The following is an 18,412-nucleotide window of genomic DNA, read 5'->3' as shown; positions in this document are numbered from 1 at the left end:
TTAATAAACCTAGACCAAACATTAGCTGCCTCAAGAAATCTAGAGTATTTCCTAGAAGTAGGCAGGACTCTAGATACAGCAATAGATCATGTATCAAACCTAGAGAATAAAGCATCAACACTTCATACACTCACACTATCAATGGAGAGTGCAAAACTAAATCGTCTAGCAAGAGTAGCTAGCATTCATGGTAGTGCTAGTAGCTATATTGCTATGCAGAACTATCAAAAGAATTTAGAAGCAGCATTAAAAGAAGCAGAGAAGCTAAAACTAGCAAGTCTAGATTCTAATACAAACACAAGAATAGCAGCTATTAATAATATAGTAAGTGGTAATACAAATAGCAATGCAGTTTATAGAAGTAGTGTAGCTACTCTAGCAAGTAGCTCTAACACAAACACACAAAATGCAAACAATGGAGTAACAGATATACAAAGTGATATAACAAGTGATAACAATTCAAATGAAGTATGGTTTGATACCTTAGCAGATTTAATCATGAGATTTAATAACAGAGAAGAATATCCAAATCATGCTTGGGTTAATATGCTAGGTAATCTTAACTTCTCAAAAACTGGCACAGCACAACTCTATGGATTTAATGCAGGTTATGACTACTTTGTAGATAAACTCCAAACTGCATTTGGTGCGTATGGTGGTTATGGCTATGGCACATTTAATGGAAATAATAATGGCTTTACTTCAAACAATTCAAATAATATGTTTGCTGGAATCTATACAAGGACTTTCATTGAAAACCATGAAATAGATGTAACACTCAATACCGCCTTTAGCTTTACAAACGAGAGACAAGGATCTCCAATTAAGAATATGGATTTACTTGCTCTCTTTGGTGATGAATATAGCTATACACTCTCTAATATAGATTTAAATGCAACTTATGGTTATGCCTTTTTAATGAAAAAGGGTTATATTGTAAAACCTTTTGCAGGATTATCGTATTATGTATTAGGTTCAAGTGGCTTTAAAAGAAAGAGTGATAATACACCTATATTTGCTATGAATACAGATGATAATATAAGACAAACTATAAGTGTAAATATAGGTATAGATGGTCGTAAATACTTTGCAAATCAAAGCTATATCTTTATAGTCGCACAATTAAAGCAAGATGCAATCATTTTACAAAATAATGTAGATTCTAATGGGACTACAACTACAAGTATAGGCAATATAGGTGATTCTGTAAATAACTTTAATATGAGATATAAAGCTCAAGGTTATAAGTCTTATGTATTCCTTACAGGTGGTGGAGAATATAGCTTTGGCAGATGGTATCTAAATGGCAGTTTGAGCTTGCAAAGCAGTGTATTTGATAAAAACTTTGGCTTAGGATTTAATATTGGTGGTAGGGTTGTGTTTTAGGGGATATCTTAGAATCTGAAGTTTGGATTCTATAACTTATCAGCAACAAAAACACTATAATTTAAGTTTTAGATTCTACAACTTGGAATCTAAAACTTAAATTTTACAATAGAATCTACATGCAATAAAGCTATGCTATTAACCCGTTATTTAAATTATTAAAACTTTTTTCGCTATAATTCCCCGCACATAATACTACTTAGCTTTATCCATTTCTCCAAAGCAAAGTGATATTTCAATGTGAAGCATACACAACATATAAAGCTTATTGTAATTTTTATATATTGCTTGTATAAATATTATTTCAAGTTAAGGATAAACATGTTACAAACACGCAAGATACTTGCGGGTGTTGCGATATGTTGTGTAGCTCAAACCTTAAGCTATGCACTAGATTCTAACACACCGCAAGAAGACAATACAGAATCTTACAAGCTAAACGCCGTTACTACGACGAGTAAGCTAAAAGGCTATGAAACAAGCACAAAGACTTTCATCACCGCTGATGATTTAGAAAAGACACAAGCCCTAAATCTTAGAGACATTTTCAAAAAAGACCCTAGCATTGCTGTGGGTGGTGGTGCGAATATGGGACAAAAGATTTATGTGCGAGGGTTTGAGAGCTTTATGATGAGGGTAACGCTTGATGGAGCGGCTCAAAATGGTAATGCCTTTCATCATCAAGGCAATGTTATGGTTGATCCATCGCTGTTAAAAAGAGTGGTGGTAAGCAAGGGTGTAAGTGATGCAAGTAGCGGACCGGGTGGTCTTGCTGGGTCTATTGCCTTTGAGACAAAAGATGCGAGTGATTTTTTAAAGGCTGGGGAAAAGTTTGGTGCTGAGATTGGCACAGGCTTTTTTACAAACTTAGGCTATAAAGCAAATCTCAATGTATATAGTCGGCTTTTTAGCGATGTAGGCATTTTGGCAAGTATAAATCATCAAAATGTGCTAAATTATCGCGATGCAAAGCATACTTACAAAAACTTTCTTACGATGAATAATCCCGTGCTAGGCAGCAACTCAATGCAAACGAATGTGCTTTTAAAAGTTGGGGGACAAGTAGATTCTAATCAAAGGTTTTCGGTTGGTTATAGTGTGATAAATGATGATGCGACTCGTCCGTTTCGATCAAATGTCGGCGATGTGGCAGGGGAAGATTTTGCAAGTCATTTATTTCGACATAAGAATCAAAATCAAAGCTTTACTGCAAACTATGAATACAAACCAGAGCATGGCGGCACTTCTATAAAACTTGCCGCATATCACAATGCCAAAAATGTGAATCTCACACCACTTTTTACAGAAGACCATAATCATGGTAGTGGTGGCGGGACTGGCGGACATGATCATGATGAAAGTTCATCGCGTGCTATCGTGCTTGATAACTATGGTGCAAATGCAAGGCTAAGCAATCAGCTAAATGAAGATCATTTGTTTGAATATGGCTTTGACTTTCAAGGTATGAGTGTGCGTGATGATAATATGCAAGATAGTGAAAAAAATAGCCCCAATTTAAAACATAATAGAGGCAGGGAAGAGGCATATATCTATGGTGGATTTGTGCAGGATAGCTGGCAGATTCTAGACAATCTTACTTGGGGTTATGGTAGCAGGGCGGATTTTTACTACTATTTTGATAAGAATAAACAGGATCATTTCACAGGCGGGGTAAGCCCTAGCACCGTGCTTACTTATAGTGTGATTGATGGGCTTGATATCAGTGCAAAGTATGCTTTCAGCACAAGGGGAGCAATGCCCGGCGATGCGACACTTTTGCGTGATACAAAAGTGGAGATAAGCCCAAATCTCAAATCAGAATACTCAAATCATGGTGAAATCACACTTGATTATGTAAATGATTTTATGAGTTTTAAATTTGCAGTGTATGCAGGAAATATTCTAAACTTTATTAATAGCTATGCAAAAGGTGCAACAGGGGGTGGTACAAGACAAGGGGTGAGAGAGAATCTAAACTTTCCACTTATTAACTATGGCTTTGAGATTGGCTCGGCGTTTTACTATGATAGATTCACACTTGATTTAGGTGTAGCTAGAAACTGGCTTACCGCTGGAGGTGAGGGCAAGGGGGCGTTGCTTGCTGATACTTACGAGCTTGGGGCTACTTGGGGTTATACTTTTATGGTTGGATTGCGATATGATGCGGATATGTTTGATATAGCTTGGGTTACTCGATGTGCGACAGGCTTTAAGAAAGGCACGATAGGTTATAATATCTATCAAAAGCAGTTTGAAGACATTGGTAAAGATGGGTATAGTGTGTCAGATTTATATGTGAATTACTATCCGCTTGGCAAAGACAAGCTTACTTTGCGATTTAGCATTTTAAATGTTTTTAACGCTTATTATATGGACCCTACCTCACCACTAAAAGTTGAAGCAGATAATACCGCAAACGATCAAATTAATCTCATTCGCACGGCTTTATATGAACCCGGCACAGACTATCGTTTTGAGGTAAGATATAGGTTTTAGTAAAATTGATTTTAATATTTTAGTGGGTTTAGATTCTCTGGCATTTTGGCAAGTCAGGGCGAGTTTTTGGAATCTATTGGTATCCCATGGATGGTTGCAGACTTAGAGAACACAAAATAATGAGAATATAGATTCTGCAGAAAAAACAAATCAAGATATTGAAAACACAACATATACTATTATTGGGTATAAGAATATTGTTTAGGGTCTAGAGAGTTTATATTAGCCAACGATTCTTAGGGGTTATTTACACCCAAAGCCCTGCTGCCGGCATACAAAAGGCAATGCACTTGTTTTACTCTTTTGTAAATTTCCTGTTTTTATGGGTGGGCTGCGGAGATTTAGATGCAATATGTTAGGTTGTGGATTATAATATAGTTATGCACATTTTGTTTCTGAAACAACTTTTTTTGTCAAAATGTGTTAGAATAAGCGTTTTATAGATTACACAGAAAGGAACAATATGAAAAAGTTTGATATTGTAAGCACAAGTAATGCACCGCAGGCGATAGGACCATATTCACAGGCTATTGTTGCAAATAGTTTGATTTTTACTTCTGGGCAGATTCCATTGTTACCAAATGGGGAATTTTTGGATTCTGACATAGAAGCACAGACACATCAAGTTTGCAAGAACTTAAAAGCAGTATTAGAAGCGGCTGGAAGTAGCTTAGAGAATGTAATAAAAACAAATGTGTATCTTAGTGATATGTCGTATTTTACGCAATTTAATGAAGTGTATGCCACATATTTTTCACATAAGCCTGCTCGTAGCACGGTTGCTGTTAAAGAATTGCCAAAGGGCAGTAAAATAGAGATTGAATGTATTGCGTTGAAGTCATAGAATATGCGTAGAAACATGCAAGAGTGATAGAATCCATTAAAATATGCAATTTAACTTTATATGTTTGCGGCGTGGCTTTATGGAGTCTTATTGCCAAAATTTGTTTTAACATGGTGTTAATGTGTTAAGGTCTAGTGTTGTTTTCATGTAAGGCTTGTATATGTCTAACGATGGTTTTAGAGTGTCAAGCCTAGATATTATTACAATAGATAGGGTTATGCTAGATTGTTAGTTCGTTATGTATGCAATAAAATTCGGTGTTAAGCCCTGCTTAATAGCGATAATAAAGACTTTCATTAGCGGACAAAAACAATCTTAGAGCGGCTCCTTACGCGTTCAAAATAATCGCTTAGAATCTTTTCTTGGTTATTTGCTATGAGTTTTTGTGCGATATAGTTTTTTGCTTTTTCAAAATCTACTTGTTCGTTTGATATTTTTCCCTTAATATAAAACGCAACGAAATCGCCATTATCAGATTCAAATACCTGTGTAAAAGACTTTGCGTTGGTTGCTAGAAAAATATCAGCTACCTGCGTTGGCAAACTCTCTATTTCTAGCTTCTCTTCAGTGTGTGCTATAGAATCTGGTATAGTGCTATCTATGCCTTGCTGCATAAAAGATTCTAGAATCTCTTTATTGCGACTTACAAATTTTACACCCACAACTTCTTTGGGGATAACAAACTCGTCTAAATGCTCGTTGTAGTATTTACGCAGCTCATCTTCTTGCCCGACATTGCTAGAAAAGAGTATCTTTCGCATAAGTTCTTGTGCTAGCATTTGCTCTTTTAGCTTTGTGCGATATTCTACTAAGCTCATACCCTCTCGCATAATAGCCGCATAGAATTGGTCTAAATTCATGCCATTTTGCTGTGCGATTTGTGCTATTTGTGAATCTAGCTGTATATCATTTATTTCAATTTTTAAACGCTTAATTTCAGCTTCTTTTAGCTTCTCTGTTACAAGTATATCTGTGGCTCGAAGTCTGTCTGTATGCAATGCGTTTTCTACTTGTTTAATCGCATGTAGCGTAATCGGCTCACCATTCACAAAAAGTGCGATACCACCGACAATATTCTTGCTGACAGAATCTAGGCTAGAAGCTGGACTTTGAGAGCTAGATTCTGCATATATAAAAGTGCTACAACATAGAAGCGTGAATATAAAAATTTTCTTAATCATTAATATCCTTAAAATGGAATTTTATATTGCGGAGTTGCTTAATATGTGCTAAGTTACTGCGTGGATTCTAACATAGAAACAAGCAAATATTGTTAAGAAAGGTTAAGTTTTTTAAATAAAAGTTAAATATTTTTGCGTAATTAAACTTTTTTTAAACTCTAAAAGGATAGAATGCAATAATCTCATGGTTTATCGCCAAAATGATATACAAACCCAAAACCTTAGAATACAAAAGGAGCTATAAGACATGCGTGAAATACAATGTGAAACAATCTCAGAAGCCGTTAAAGAGCTTTGCATTAAAGCTTGTTGCATACAGACACCAGATATAAAAAATGCTTTTAAGAAAGCACAAGAAGTTGAGACTTCTGCTATTGGTAAGAATATTTTAGGCACATTAATAAAAAATGGCGAAATCGCACAAACAAATATGATGCCTATCTGTCAAGACACTGGTATGACTGTGGTTTTTGCAGAGATTGGGCAGGATGTGCATATTGTTGGTGGTTTATTTAGCGATGCGATAAATGAAGGGGTAAGACGCGGGTATAAAGATGGTTATTTGAGAAAATCTGTTGTCAATGAGCCTGTTTTTGAACGCAAGAATACAACCGATAACTCGCCTGCGGTTTTGCATACAGAAATGGTTATGGGCGATAAGATTAAAATCACGGTTGCACCAAAGGGTTTTGGCAGTGAGAATAAAAGTTTATTAAAAATGTTTGTGCCAGCAGATGGACTTGAGGGTGTGAAAAGTTTGTTTTTAGAGGCTGTTAAACTTGCTGGACCAAATGCGTGTCCGCCTATGGTGCTTGGTGTAGGTATCGGTGGGACTATGGAAAAGGCTGCGATTTTAGCAAAAAAGGCTGCTATCCGCTCAATAGATTCTAAGAATCCGCATCCAAAATATGCCGCATTAGAAGAAGAGTTATTGGAGCTTGCAAATAAAACAGGTGTTGGACCGCAAGGGCTAGGTGGCAATACTACCGCATTTGGTGTAAATATTGAATGGTATCCAACGCATATTGCGGGTATGCCTGTCGCAATTAATGTGAATTGCCATGCAGCACGGCATTATAGCGTTGAGTTGTAAGCTTGTGAATCTATTTGTTGTGTTGTGCGTAGCTATTAGATTGCACTAGAGAGGTTGTTTTAGGCAGAATGGGTATTTAAATGGCACTTAAAGATAAAATGGACTTTATGTATTGTTGCAGGAAAAATCCATTTATTAAAGATTCTCTTATGAAAAGTTTTTTTTGTGCCGATGGTGTATGATTTGGGAATGTTGTTTGCATTATTGATTATAAATATGTTATTCTAAAATATCTTGGGTTAAGGAGTAATGAAATGTTGTTGCAGTGGAATGATAAATATAGTGTTAAAAATTATTTGATTGATGAGCAACATAAAAAGCTATTTGAGCTTGCGAATATGGCGGATAATATGATTGGGAAGCAGACTGACCCAGCTGAGATTAAAAAAATGCTTGTCGCCTTGTTTGATTATATGAAAACTCACTTTAGAGATGAAGAAGTCTATATGGAAAGCATACAATATCCCTCTCTTGAGTTGCATAAAGAAAGACATAAACAGATTGTGTTTGAGATGACAAATCTTGTAAAAAATATGAAATATGATTTTAAACAACAACTTGTGATTATCATGGAGCAATGGCTTTTAAAGCATATTTTGCAAGAAGATATGGAGTATGCAAAACATTGTGAAGAAATGAATGAAAAGCGATCCATGCAAAAAGCAGCAACACCAGCTGCAAGTAGTGAAGATAATGCGTTGTTAAAACAAGCTGAAATGACTTCAGGGAAAAAGCAAGAAACAAAAAAAGGTATCATGCATATGTATAGCTGTTTGTGCGGGAAGACTTATAATATTAAGCCAGATATACATGCAAAAATACAGGCGGGAGATGGTGTAAAATGTCAGGATTGCACCACATTTATTAAGTATATTACAGACATTGAAGCTTAAGTGTGTTTTTGGATTCTAAAGGATAGTGTGTGCTACCTAAGTGGAGTAAAGAATATAGTGTTCATAACTTTATGATTGATGAACAACATAAAAAGCTATTTGAGCTTGCGAATATAGCAGATAATATGATTGGCAAACAGACAAATCCACTAGAGATTAAGCAGGTTTTGGTTGCTTTATTTGACTATATGAAGACTCATTTTAGAGATGAGGAAGCCTATATGGAAAGCATACAATTTCCAGCATTAGAAACGCATAGGGAACACCATAAAGAGATTGTGTCTGAGATGACCTTGCTTATAAAAAATATGAAATATGACTTTAAGCAGCAACTTGCCATAATTACTGAGCAATGGCTTGTTAGGCATATATTGCAAGAAGATATGCGTATCGGGGAATATCAGCAAGAAATGCTAGAAAAGAAAAGGGCGAAGGAAAACAAAGAGTTAGAATCTGAAAACAATATATTAGAAGATGCGTTTGTAGAATCCGAGCATTCAGCCCAGAGTAAGCCAGAAAATAATCCTACTCTAAATAGCACAAAGGCAATTCAAAAGGATAGCGTGTTGCATATTTATAGCTGTATGTGCGGTAAGGTGTATAACATTTCAGATCCTATTCACGCACAGATACAACAAGGCAAAAAGATATATTGCAAACATTGCAATACAAATATTACTTACATTAATGATATGAAAGTGTAGGTAATACAACTTATTTTAAGGAGATATTATGTCAGAAATTAGATTGCAAGCCCCATTTACTAGAGAAGAAGGCAAGAAGTTACGAGCAGGTGATACGGTATTAATATCTGGGACTATCATTGCAGCAAGAGATGCTGCACACAAGGCACTTACAGAAGCGTTGGCGCGAGGCGAAAAGCTGCCAGTTGATTTGGTAAATCAAACTATTTACTATTTAGGACCAAGCCCTGCAAAGCCCGGTAATGCTATCGGATCTGCAGGACCTACGACAAGTGGCAGAATGGATAAATATACGCCTACAATAATAGAGCAGGGCATAAGCGGTATGATTGGCAAAGGCTATCGTAATCAAGCAGTTATTGATTCTATGAAAAAGCATGGTGTTGTTTATATGGTTGCGGTTGGCGGTGCTGCTGCTTTGATCTCTAAATGTATTCAAAAATATGAAGTCCTTGCGTATGAAGAGCTTGGACCAGAAGCAGTTGCAAGACTGACTATTGTTGATTTTCCAGCTATTGTTGCCATTGATAGCGATGGTAATAATTTTTATGAGCAAGGGCAATCTGCGTATAAGCAAATATAGGAATTTACATTTTGCGTTTTTGCGTTGCAATGTTATGCAACGATGATAATATTATAGTTGCAACTTTTACTTTTAAGGTATTAACTTTTTTATACTAGAATACAGCCCTATATAATCACAAGGAGCGTTTATGCAGTTTTTACAATTGGGTCTCATTTTTGTCGTTTTGATTTGTCTTACCATTATTATCTTTAAGATACTTGGTTTCGTGTTGCCGCTTATTTTATGGCTTATGGGGATTGTTTGCGTTGGTGCTATCATTGCCCTATTTGGTGTGCTTTTTTACAATCTCATGCAGAAATAGCGTATTGTGTTTTTTATAAAATTATTTGAATGCTAATGAATGGGGTGGTTGCCCTTTTATTTTAGTCATGTTTGCATGTGTTACTGGTGATAAAATCTTTATTTAAATATGATTGGTATGTAGAATTTGTGGATAATAGTCCCTTGCATTCTATTGCTTTTACTATATTAAATCTCTTTTTATATGTCGATTGTGCTGGATTTGCTTGTAGTCTAATCATACTGACTTAATGTTTAATTAATTTTTTTGTCTTATTGGGTAGAATCAGTTGCATAATTATATTTATTGTGTTGAAAAAGGAAAAAGATGACGCATGAACAAATCGCAAATGAGTTAAGAATGCTTTGTGCTGATATGGTGCAAGAAGCAAATAGTGGGCATCCGGGTGCGCCTATGGGACTTGCTGATATTGCTGTTGTGTTAGCAAATCATATTAATATTTATCCGCGAGAAGCAAATTGGATTAATCGCGATAGGTTAGTATTTAGCGGTGGACATGCGAGTGCCTTGCTTTATGCGTTATTGCATTTGTGGGGTTATGATATAGATATGCAGGATTTGCGTAATTTTCGCAAACTTCATTCAAAAACGCCCGGTCATCCAGAATATAAACACACACATGGTGTAGAGATTACGACAGGTCCATTAGGGCAGGGTGTGGCAAATGCGGTAGGTTTTGCTATGGCGACAAAACGCGCAAAGGCTATGCTTGGTAACGATGTGATTAATCATAAGGTGTATTGCTTTTGTGGTGATGGTGACTTAGAAGAGGGCATTAGCTATGAGGCTTGCTCTCTTGCTGGACATCATGGACTTGATAATTTGATTCTCATCTATGATAGCAATAATATCAGTATTGAAGGCGATATAAATATCGCTTTTAGTGAAGATATTGGGGCGAGATTTAGGGCGCAAGGTTTTTTTGTGATAGAGATTTGCGGACATGACTATATGCAGATTAATAACGCATTTTTGGAGGCAAAACAATCATGTAAGCCAACGCTCATCATAGCAAAGACGAAAATCGCAAAAAATGCGATCGGCTTAGAGGGCAGTCATCACGCGCATGGTGCGCCTTTAGGACATGAAGTCATACTTGAGAGTAAGAAGCAAATGGGCTTTGGCAGCGAAACTTTTCGCATAAGTGAAGAGAGTAGAACCCATTTTAAAGAAACTGCAATCAGGGGAGAGAAAGCTTATCAAGCATGGCTCACTACCTTGCAAAAAAACGGACAAGAAAAGAATCTTGAAATGCTATTAAAAAAAGATTTTAGCAATGTTTCATTTCCTATGTTTAATAGCTTAGATTCTAACCACGCAAACGATCTGCAAAAACAAGAGGGTAGGGCAGGGCTATCCTATCAAAACGCAATAGCTACAAGGGCTAGTAATGGCAAGATTCTAAATGCTATTGCACAGGCAAATATGGGCTTTATCGGCGGGAGTGCAGACCTAGCCCCTAGCAATAATACGACATTAAAAGATTCTAAGGATTTTCCACATGGCAACAATATGCACTTTGGTGTGCGAGAACATGCTATGGGTGCGATAAGTAACGCCTTTGCAAATTATGGAATCTTTACGCCGTTTTGTGCGACTTTCTTTGTATTTAGCGATTATTTATCGCCTAGCATTCGTGTGGCAAGTCTTATGAAAGCACAGGTTTTTTACATTTTTACACATGATTCTATCGGTGTTGGTGAAGATGGAGCGACACATCAGCCAATAGAGCAGTTAAGCCATTTACGCGCTATGCCAAATCTATTGAATTGGCGTGTAGCCGATGCGAATGAAAATGCTTTAGCATGGCAGGTTGCACTTACTTTGCAAACGCCACAAAGCTTTATCCTAACAAGACAGAATCTTCCCTTAATACAATCAGATTCTATGAATCTAGAGAATGTAGCAAAAGGGGCTTATATCATCTCGCATTCTTTATTGCTGACGGATTTTACGCAATCAAAAAGCAATACGCATAAGATTACATTACTAGCAAGTGGGAGTGAAGTGCATTTAGCCATTAAAGCACAAGAAAAGCTAGAGAGTGAAGGCATTGCAACACAGGTTGTATCCATGCCTTGCTTTGAGTTGTTTTTGCAGCAGGGTAGGGCGTATAGCCTAAGTCTTTTTGGAGATTCTAAAGTCTTTGCTATTGAGGCTCAAAGAGGCTTGGAGCTTTATGCCTTTGCTGATAATGTGCTAAGTATGGAATCTTTTGGGGCGAGTGGCAAGGGTGATTTATTATTTGAGCATTTTGGCTTTAGTGTTGAGAATATTTGTAATAATGTGAAGTCTTTGTTTTAAATATTACTCTGTGCGTATGGACTTGATAGTCTATAAAATTATGATTTTATGCGATTAATTGCAACTACATAAAAGATAGAGTGTAGTTCCTATCCTTACAAAATATAATTTTTACTCTCTGTTTTGTCATTTTAATATATTAATTTGTTACATTTTTGCCATATATTTCCAGCTTTTTATACTTTTTCATAATTTTATTATATTGCTTAAGTGTGTTATAAGGGGGGGGGGTAGAATACATCATGCTTGTGAAAAGTGGCTTTGTAATGAGGGGCATTAAGACTCTACTTTTAAAGTAGCTTTTAGGCGATTGCAATTTATACAAGTTTATTTGTAGGTAAATTGCAAAAAACTTTAAACAGACATTTTCACAAGCATTATTAGTTCAAGTATATATAGGTATGGAAACTCATAGCATAGAATATAATACTAAGAACATAGAGTAGTCCAACACCAAATCAACATAAGGATACACACATGAGACTAACGACAAAGGCAATAGTAACAGCATTATTGGCAACACTTCCACCAATATCATTATTTGGAGCAGGTGTTAAACTTGTAAAGGGAGAGAATGCTAAAGATACCAACATCTATTATCTTCCAGATGATTATAAAAAGAAGCTAGATGGTGGAGCTTATGAAGAGTATGAAGGTCGCTACTTACTATGTCCTAATAATACAGGAAGTGTTCTATCTAGCCTAAGCCAAAGTCATGCTAGCGATGCAAACAGCTATTACAAAGACATGATTAGACCTAATAGTAGTAATAGCTTTGCAGAGTCAGCTAAGAAGTCTGAGATATTTGATAACTTTAGCGAAGTTAAGAAGTTTCAAACATTACGCTTAGAAAAAGTGCAGAAAGAACATGAAAGAGTGTCTAAAATAATTGTAGAGATGGCTAATAAAGTTTGCTGTGAGCCTGAAAAAGACGAACGTGGTTACAGAAAGAAAAATGAATGCACACCACAAATTAGCGAAGTTGAGTTCTACAAAAATTTTACCAAATACAATAAACAGCTACAAGGAAACTAGCCCTACCTAAAGCGTTTTTGAATCTTATTTGAAGTTCTTTTAGATTCCAGATTCTTTAGATGCGGAATCTATCCCCACTTTTTTAAAAATTGTTGTGAAACAATATAGAATACGGAGAATCTTTTTTCTCCTTGCCTTTTTGGCATGACTTAGATTCTAAAGCTCTAAACATAAAGCACCATATTTAATGAAGTATGGGCTATTTGTATCGTAAAAAATAGTATATATGCCATCAATAGTTTGAAATTTCATAAAATAATTCTCGGCGTCTATCTGTGCAATCTTGGCAAATCTTTTGTATATTCTTATTGCAGGTTGTAGCGGTATTGGCAAAAAGCTCACTACGAAGATTTGTATATGTAGATGAGAAAAATATCTCAAACATATCATTTTTATTGCAATCACCCAAAATAAAAGGCTTATGCGTTTCTTCATCACTTCGTGTATGACAGCAAGGCATCACAAGCCCATTGTAATCTACATAAAAACTCATCGCAGACTGAAAACAGCCAGATTGAATATTGCGTTTTTGTTTCATAAAATCCAGCGAGCCACCCCTACTTTGTCCTGTAATATTTGGATTCCATGAGCGATAAAGTATCTCTAAACCCTCCATGATAAAACTCACGCAATATTCTTCTAAAGTATTCCACATAAGTTTAGATTCTAAACCTAGCTTTTGTTGCATTTTCTCCATCGCTTTTATAACTTTATTTCTATCATAGTCCTTATTTGTAGGGTAATATGAGATTAATATGTGTGTTACCCCAGCATCTCTTAATTCTTCAAAATATTCTTTTTGCGCATAATCGCCGTTTGTAAAAATGCGGAAGCTTGCTTTTGGCAGTCTCTCCCTTGCTTGTCTCACACGCTTTAAAATCAGTTCTTTATTTGCTAAAGGCTCATTGAATCTATGAAAATTTAGCCATTGATTGTAGTCAATTTCACTTAAATTATTAATAAGTTTTAGAAATACAGCTTCATCTAGCTCTATACTTTTACTTTTTCTGTCAATATGTGAGTTTGGGCAAAAATAGCAAGTGCGATTACAAAAACTTGCGATTTCTATTTCTACAATCTGCAGATACTTTTTTAGAATCTTTTTTTGCAATTCTTTGTCTGTGATTGGTGTGCTTAATAGAGCGGTAGAATCTATTAGATTCTGTGTGTTGTATAGATTCCCTTCACTTCTTATGGCTCTATGAAGCTTTCTTTTAAAAGTAGCTGGCATATTTTTATAAACAGATTTTACAGCTTTATTCAGCATGGCTTATCCCTTCATTTAAAGTAAGCCGCAATTTACAAAAAAAAAAAAAAAACAAATAGTTAATAAATATTTTTATATAAAGCAATATTACTTTGCCTATAAATACGCGATACCGATATCAAAAAAAGTAAAATCAAATGCCCTAAACATAAATGGATAATATAGAATCAAAAATAAGAAAAGTGAGAATATTATAGAAATAAAGGGTAGTCGTGAGTTAATGCGTATCCAACAATACGCAAGGGCTGTATAAAACCATAAAGTTCCACACAACCGCATTATTAGATGCACCTATTTTGTTTAGTGAATTTGCTTATCTCCACAATCATAGAGATCAGCATACACTTTGTAAGAAATGATTTGCCCTCTATCTTCTGGGACATCTTCCCAATCTGTGCAATCCATTTCTTTAAGATGTGATTTTGGGATAACCTTGCCTTTTTTATCTACCGGATATGCCCGGCATTTCATTTGCTCTCTTGAAATATGAATCATTACTTTCTGCCCATCTTTAATGGCATAAGTCAATTCGTTTTTCAAATCATTAATCGCACCCTGTCGTATCCTCTCTCTTGTAACATTGCTTACCTTTCCTCTCACCTCATCATACCCTTCCATCTCACCAACAATCTTGCAATGATATGCCTTAGAGCTTGCCATAGTTATCCCTCGTGCATTTTCGCTCAATGCTTTTGGTTGAAATTCAGGTATATTTGGCTTTGGCTTCTCAAAACAACCTGATAAACTCATGCAAACACCTATACTACACCCTATCTGTATGCCAACCTTTACTATTTTGCAATACATATAACAAACCTTTAACTTGAATTTAAAAAACCTTTTACTTTTGGAGAGCGTATTATACAAAAAAAAAAAACAAAGTCAAGCATGTTTTACTTTTATTTAGACTAAGAAGTTAAGTCGCGTATGATTTATTTCCTGCTTGAATGATTTATAGAAAATGATTATAGAAACTTTATTCAAGCCACATTTTACATTGCGCTCATTTCACTGCTTTGTCATAACGCTGTTAAAGCTATTTGCTATAACTTCGCGTAGCAAACACACAAAGGGGAGAAAATGCAAATCACACAAGAAAATCTCTTTTCCTAGTATGCAGTTTTGGCTTAGAGAATGCAATATGAAGACTCTAGGCTATCATAATGATACTAAGACACAAAAGGCTAAAAAGTGCTTTTGTGAATCTTTGCATTTATTAGAGTTTTTAGACGCATTTTCGTATAACTCAACAGAGTTTTTCTTAGCAGCAGCAAAGCATTCTCAAAAAGATTTAGGCATAAATCAATGTGAGTTTGAAGAGCTTTTACAAGATTCTATCTCCAAGCTTAATAATCTTAGAATCTTGAGAAAAGCACGCGTTTATGTTAAAACAGATTTTCATATCGAAGCAAACACAAGGTCAATTCATGTTCTTTCAATAGCTCAAGGGCTTGTATGGCTTGGATTCACTTCGCAATATAAAGAAGCGGATTTGAGCCTTGCAGAGATTTTACAAATGGCAAGGGGAATGGTGACAACGCATTATGCTAAAAACAAAGGCAAACTACACATTTTGGGTAGAAAGATAGAATCTAAAATGTTATAAAATCTAGCAAGAAACCCATATCTCAAAGACACTTTAGTTTCCATATAGCTTCAAAAGCGGTTGATAATGCTCTATGCGTCTATCGCGGAAAAAGGGCCAGATATCTCGCACAGCTTTTGTGCGTTCATAGTCGATAAAAGCGTATAGAATCTCATCTTTATCATTACTTGCCTGTGCTAGAATCTCGCCTTGCGGACCGCATACAAAGCTATTACCAAAAAAGCGGATACCCTCACCTTCTGCCTGAAGATTAGGCTCAAAGCCTACGCGATTAATGCTTGCAAGGGGGAGTCCATTAGCAATAGCATGCCCCCTTTGTATTGTCTGCCATGCTTCAAGCTGCCGCTTTTTCTCCGCTTCACAATCTGCATCAAACCAGCCAATCGCCGTGGGATAAATCAGCATATCCGCACCATTTAACGCCATAATCCTTGCTGCCTCTGGAAACCACTGATCCCAGCACACAAGCACACCAAGATTCCCAACACTCGTTTTAATGGGATTGAAGCCTAGATCGCCGGGCGTAAAGTAGAATTTCTCATAAAACTGCGGGTCATCTGGAATGTGCATTTTCCTATATTTTCCCGCTATGCTGCCATCTTTTTCAAACACAACCGCTGTGTTGTGATAAAGCCCTCTTGCCCTTTGCTCAAAAAGTGAAGTAACAAGCGCAACGCCGCATTCCTTAGCGATAGTGCTAAAAAATGCAACATTTTCATCAAAATCCTGTGCAAATGAGAGATATTTTGTCTCTTCGCTTTGACAGAAATACTGCGTTGCGTGTAGTTCTTGCAGTAAAATTAGCTCTGCGTTTTTACTTGCTTCAATGATTGCTTGTTTTGTCTTTTCTTTCATTTTCTTTGAGAGTTCTTTTTGCCATGATTCTAGATTTTCACCTATGCCTAAGTGGGCTGTGGGGTTTTTAGAATCTAGATTCTGTGAAAATTCGCCCTTGTCTATGCAATTTGATTTAGAATCTAGTCTCCCATCGCATTTACTCTTCACTAAATCAAACACATAGCTTTGCTGCACTAATGCTACTCTTACTCCGTCTTGCTTTATTTGTGGCATATTCTGTCCTTTATGAAAATCTGTTATTCTTCATCATAGTCTAAATCTGGGTTTTCATAATCGTCATCATCATATTGTGCGTAATCCATATCTATGTCATAATCATCATCATAATCTAGTGAATCTTCATCCATTTCAGATTCTGTATCAAAGTTATCGAGTTCATCATCATATATTCCCATGCTATTTTCCTTTTTTCGTGTTAATTTGCAGACACATTATACCCCTTAAAGTATTAACAAAAAGCCTTTATTAGTCTAAAAAATTCTAAAAATTTAGGAATTATTTTTGCTTGTAATACGCAACGCATTCTGTGCAATATTTTTCTAAAGAGGACGAGAAAATGATTGATACCAAACTGAATAACAACTTAGGCTTATATAATGCCAATACGCACTATATCAAGCGAGAGGTTAGCACGCAAAATAGCATTGCAGCAAAGCATAATGAGGAGCAACTCTTAGAATCTAATGGCTTTGAGACAAAAAGGCAGACCTATGGATTAGCTATTTTAGAGTTAATGAGCGATCAAGAGTATCAAGCATGGCTAAGGGCTACGGCGGGCATGACAGAGACAGAGAAAATGCTTGCAGTCCAAAAGCTTTATCCGTTGGCAGACCTTGAAAAGCTGAAAAACTCAAAAAACTTGCACCCACAAGAAAAAAAGATATTTGATGATTCCATGCAAAATAAAAGTGGCAATATCAGCACAGAACCTTTTATCATTAATGCAAATCGTCTCAATGGTATGCGTGTGTTTAACGCTCATACAGACTTTATACAGCGATACAAAAACGCTTTTGAAAACCTGCATCTTAATGTTGATATGAATGGTTAGTGTTGTTTTGCCAACACTTAAGTATCAGATTTAGTGTGTGGGGTTTTAGATTGTGGGATTCTAAAATGTGTGCAGCAGGTGGATTTATGGCTTATATGAATAAAATGTGATTTTATAGCACACTTGCCATAATGCAAATATAGCATCATTGTTAATATAAAAAGGAGTGTTCTCGGTATTGTTTATTTGTATCTACAACGTCATATCAAAAAAAAGTGTCGCTTGGTTTGTCTTTATAAATTAAATCTGTATTTGGATTATTTCCACAACTCCCCTAGTTTTCTATCCCATTCGTTCGGGGTGAATTTGCATGTGCCACCTTCTGGGGTAAAAGTAAGTTCCCCTACAATTACTTTTTGAGGCATAATATATAAATCAACCCTTACAAAACTAAATAGATATGATAACATATTGGCTATCATTACAGATTCTTCCAATATTTTTGGCTTTGGTAGCTCATCTGACAAAATTTTATTATTGTAGCTAAACGGCTGAAAATTCCAGTTTGCATCATAAAAATATCTTGTGCCATAAACATCCATATCACTCGCTTGTATGTATTTTGTCTCACCAAAAGTAAAAAATCTATACACCAATACATTAATACTTATTGCCGTTGTGTCTATATTTGGCAAAAGTATTTGACCCTCTATACCCCTCTCTTGCTCCCCCAACATCTCCTCTGCAAAGATTCTAGGCTCTATATCTTTATAATGCCATTCTCTATAAAGTGTGTAAAAGTTTGTGTTTAAATGATTTGTGAGTTTAGTCATAGCTTCATTAAAAGTTTTAGAATCTTTTAAAAAA

General features: G+C 35.9%; 19 protein-coding genes. 12 read left to right on the top strand and 7 right to left on the bottom strand.

Annotation, left to right across the window (positions count from 1 at the left end; translation table 11 throughout):
• From C6H17_RS07530 to C6H17_RS07520, 3 genes are all read left to right on the top strand, one after another.
• Positions 1-1,386, top strand: a 1,386-nt coding sequence (locus C6H17_RS07530) for an autotransporter outer membrane beta-barrel domain-containing protein (protein WP_199768866.1), incomplete at its 5' end; no start/stop codon positions are given.
• A gap of 321 nt (positions 1,387-1,707) precedes the next feature.
• Positions 1,708-3,882, top strand: coding sequence for a TonB-dependent receptor domain-containing protein (locus C6H17_RS07525; RefSeq protein WP_020995693.1), 2,175 nt, complete (start codon positions 1,708-1,710; stop codon positions 3,880-3,882).
• Between the two features lie 463 nt (positions 3,883-4,345).
• Complete coding sequence (locus C6H17_RS07520; RefSeq protein WP_005218530.1) at positions 4,346-4,726, top strand: RidA family protein; 381 nt, start codon at positions 4,346-4,348, stop codon at positions 4,724-4,726.
• A gap of 296 nt (positions 4,727-5,022) precedes the next feature.
• Here the strand turns inward: C6H17_RS07520 and C6H17_RS07515 are convergent, their stop codons facing one another.
• Positions 5,023-5,907: a peptidylprolyl isomerase gene (locus C6H17_RS07515; protein ID WP_005218529.1), complete on the bottom strand. Its 885-nt coding sequence runs from the start codon at positions 5,905-5,907 to the stop codon at positions 5,023-5,025.
• A gap of 247 nt (positions 5,908-6,154) precedes the next feature.
• Between C6H17_RS07515 and C6H17_RS07510 the strand changes: the two genes are divergently transcribed.
• The 6 genes from C6H17_RS07510 (at position 6,155) to tkt (ending at position 11,788) form a co-directional block, all read left to right on the top strand.
• Positions 6,155-7,000, top strand: a complete 846-nt coding sequence (locus tag C6H17_RS07510) for a fumarate hydratase (protein WP_004087083.1) — start codon at positions 6,155-6,157, stop codon at positions 6,998-7,000.
• Between the two features lie 254 nt (positions 7,001-7,254).
• Positions 7,255-7,893 carry a bacteriohemerythrin gene (locus C6H17_RS07505; protein WP_005218524.1) on the top strand — a complete coding sequence of 213 codons (639 nt, stop codon included), beginning with the start codon at positions 7,255-7,257 and terminating at the stop codon, positions 7,891-7,893.
• Positions 7,894-7,922: 29 nt separating this feature from the next.
• Positions 7,923-8,597 (top strand): bacteriohemerythrin, encoded by a 675-nt coding sequence (locus tag C6H17_RS07500; protein WP_004087081.1) that lies wholly within the window; start codon positions 7,923-7,925, stop codon positions 8,595-8,597.
• A 28-nt stretch (positions 8,598-8,625) separates the two neighbouring features.
• The gene (locus C6H17_RS07495; protein ID WP_004087080.1) at positions 8,626-9,180 is read left to right on the top strand and encodes a Fe-S-containing hydro-lyase; all 555 of its coding nucleotides are present in this window, start codon (positions 8,626-8,628) and stop codon (positions 9,178-9,180) included.
• A gap of 130 nt (positions 9,181-9,310) precedes the next feature.
• Entirely contained in the window at positions 9,311-9,484 is a 174-nt protein-coding gene (locus C6H17_RS12190; RefSeq protein ID WP_020995692.1) for a hypothetical protein, read from the top strand.
• 306 nt (positions 9,485-9,790) lie between these two features.
• Entirely contained in the window at positions 9,791-11,788 is a 1,998-nt protein-coding gene (gene tkt, locus C6H17_RS07490; RefSeq protein WP_005218521.1) for a transketolase, read from the top strand.
• Positions 11,789-11,927: 139 nt separating this feature from the next.
• Here tkt and C6H17_RS12185 read toward each other — a convergent pair whose 3' ends face one another.
• Complete coding sequence (locus C6H17_RS12185; protein WP_020995691.1) at positions 11,928-12,065, bottom strand: hypothetical protein; 138 nt, start codon at positions 12,063-12,065, stop codon at positions 11,928-11,930.
• A 200-nt stretch (positions 12,066-12,265) separates the two neighbouring features.
• Here C6H17_RS12185 and C6H17_RS07485 point away from each other — a divergent pair, with 200 nt between their 5' ends.
• The gene (locus C6H17_RS07485) at positions 12,266-12,823 is read left to right on the top strand and encodes a hypothetical protein (RefSeq protein ID WP_005218520.1); all 558 of its coding nucleotides are present in this window, start codon (positions 12,266-12,268) and stop codon (positions 12,821-12,823) included.
• Between the two features lie 232 nt (positions 12,824-13,055).
• Here the strand turns inward: C6H17_RS07485 and C6H17_RS07480 are convergent, their stop codons facing one another.
• Both C6H17_RS07480 and C6H17_RS07475 read right to left on the bottom strand, forming a co-directional pair.
• Positions 13,056-14,090 carry a radical SAM/SPASM domain-containing protein gene (locus C6H17_RS07480; RefSeq protein WP_005218518.1) on the bottom strand — a complete coding sequence of 345 codons (1,035 nt, stop codon included), beginning with the start codon at positions 14,088-14,090 and terminating at the stop codon, positions 13,056-13,058.
• Between the two features lie 300 nt (positions 14,091-14,390).
• Positions 14,391-14,897 (bottom strand): hypothetical protein, encoded by a 507-nt coding sequence (locus C6H17_RS07475; RefSeq protein ID WP_005218517.1) that lies wholly within the window; start codon positions 14,895-14,897, stop codon positions 14,391-14,393.
• A gap of 154 nt (positions 14,898-15,051) precedes the next feature.
• Here C6H17_RS07475 and C6H17_RS12965 point away from each other — a divergent pair, with 154 nt between their 5' ends.
• Positions 15,052-15,696: a hypothetical protein gene (locus tag C6H17_RS12965; RefSeq protein WP_005218515.1), complete on the top strand. Its 645-nt coding sequence runs from the start codon at positions 15,052-15,054 to the stop codon at positions 15,694-15,696.
• Between the two features lie 33 nt (positions 15,697-15,729).
• Here C6H17_RS12965 and C6H17_RS07465 read toward each other — a convergent pair whose 3' ends face one another.
• Entirely contained in the window at positions 15,730-16,767 is a 1,038-nt protein-coding gene (locus tag C6H17_RS07465) for a carbon-nitrogen hydrolase (protein WP_020995690.1), read from the bottom strand.
• Positions 16,768-16,790: 23 nt separating this feature from the next.
• Positions 16,791-16,949, bottom strand: a complete 159-nt coding sequence (locus C6H17_RS12515; RefSeq protein ID WP_005218513.1) for a hypothetical protein — start codon at positions 16,947-16,949, stop codon at positions 16,791-16,793.
• A 161-nt stretch (positions 16,950-17,110) separates the two neighbouring features.
• Between C6H17_RS12515 and C6H17_RS07460 the strand changes: the two genes are divergently transcribed.
• Positions 17,111-17,605, top strand: a complete 495-nt coding sequence (locus C6H17_RS07460; protein WP_005218512.1) for a hypothetical protein — start codon at positions 17,111-17,113, stop codon at positions 17,603-17,605.
• Positions 17,606-17,862: 257 nt separating this feature from the next.
• Here the strand turns inward: C6H17_RS07460 and C6H17_RS07455 are convergent.
• Positions 17,863-18,412: ATP-grasp fold amidoligase family protein (locus C6H17_RS07455; RefSeq protein WP_233714106.1), on the bottom strand; the 550-nt coding region annotated here is incomplete at its 5' end.

The sequence above is a fragment of the Helicobacter rappini genome, assembly GCF_900198625.1.
In the GTDB taxonomy this organism is placed as follows: Bacteria; Campylobacterota; Campylobacteria; order Campylobacterales; family Helicobacteraceae; genus Helicobacter_A; species Helicobacter_A rappini.
Note: the sequence above shows the minus strand (reverse complement) of the source record. Positions and strands in the feature narration are given on the sequence as shown.

What these genes read in the sequence shown, in the direction of transcription:
- C6H17_RS07525 (WP_020995693.1), top strand. Translation starts at nt 1,708, where the DNA reads ATGTTACAAACACGCAAGATACTTGCGGGTGTTGCGATATGTTGTGTA.
- C6H17_RS07520 (WP_005218530.1), top strand. Translation starts at nt 4,346, where the DNA reads ATGAAAAAGTTTGATATTGTAAGCACAAGTAATGCACCGCAGGCGATA.
- C6H17_RS07515 (WP_005218529.1), bottom strand. Translation starts at nt 5,907, where the DNA reads ATGATTAAGAAAATTTTTATATTCACGCTTCTATGTTGTAGCACTTTT.
- C6H17_RS07510 (WP_004087083.1), top strand. Translation starts at nt 6,155, where the DNA reads ATGCGTGAAATACAATGTGAAACAATCTCAGAAGCCGTTAAAGAGCTT.
- C6H17_RS07505 (WP_005218524.1), top strand. Translation starts at nt 7,255, where the DNA reads ATGTTGTTGCAGTGGAATGATAAATATAGTGTTAAAAATTATTTGATT.
- C6H17_RS07495 (WP_004087080.1), top strand. Translation starts at nt 8,626, where the DNA reads ATGTCAGAAATTAGATTGCAAGCCCCATTTACTAGAGAAGAAGGCAAG.
- C6H17_RS12190 (WP_020995692.1), top strand. Translation starts at nt 9,311, where the DNA reads ATGCAGTTTTTACAATTGGGTCTCATTTTTGTCGTTTTGATTTGTCTT.
- tkt (WP_005218521.1), top strand. Translation starts at nt 9,791, where the DNA reads ATGACGCATGAACAAATCGCAAATGAGTTAAGAATGCTTTGTGCTGAT.
- C6H17_RS12185 (WP_020995691.1), bottom strand. Translation starts at nt 12,065, where the DNA reads ATGCCCCTCATTACAAAGCCACTTTTCACAAGCATGATGTATTCTACC.
- C6H17_RS07485 (WP_005218520.1), top strand. Translation starts at nt 12,266, where the DNA reads ATGAGACTAACGACAAAGGCAATAGTAACAGCATTATTGGCAACACTT.
- C6H17_RS07480 (WP_005218518.1), bottom strand. Translation starts at nt 14,090, where the DNA reads ATGCTGAATAAAGCTGTAAAATCTGTTTATAAAAATATGCCAGCTACT.
- C6H17_RS07475 (WP_005218517.1), bottom strand. Translation starts at nt 14,897, where the DNA reads ATGTATTGCAAAATAGTAAAGGTTGGCATACAGATAGGGTGTAGTATA.
- C6H17_RS12965 (WP_005218515.1), top strand. Translation starts at nt 15,052, where the DNA reads ATGATTATAGAAACTTTATTCAAGCCACATTTTACATTGCGCTCATTT.
- C6H17_RS07465 (WP_020995690.1), bottom strand. Translation starts at nt 16,767, where the DNA reads ATGCCACAAATAAAGCAAGACGGAGTAAGAGTAGCATTAGTGCAGCAA.
- C6H17_RS12515 (WP_005218513.1), bottom strand. Translation starts at nt 16,949, where the DNA reads ATGGGAATATATGATGATGAACTCGATAACTTTGATACAGAATCTGAA.
- C6H17_RS07460 (WP_005218512.1), top strand. Translation starts at nt 17,111, where the DNA reads ATGATTGATACCAAACTGAATAACAACTTAGGCTTATATAATGCCAAT.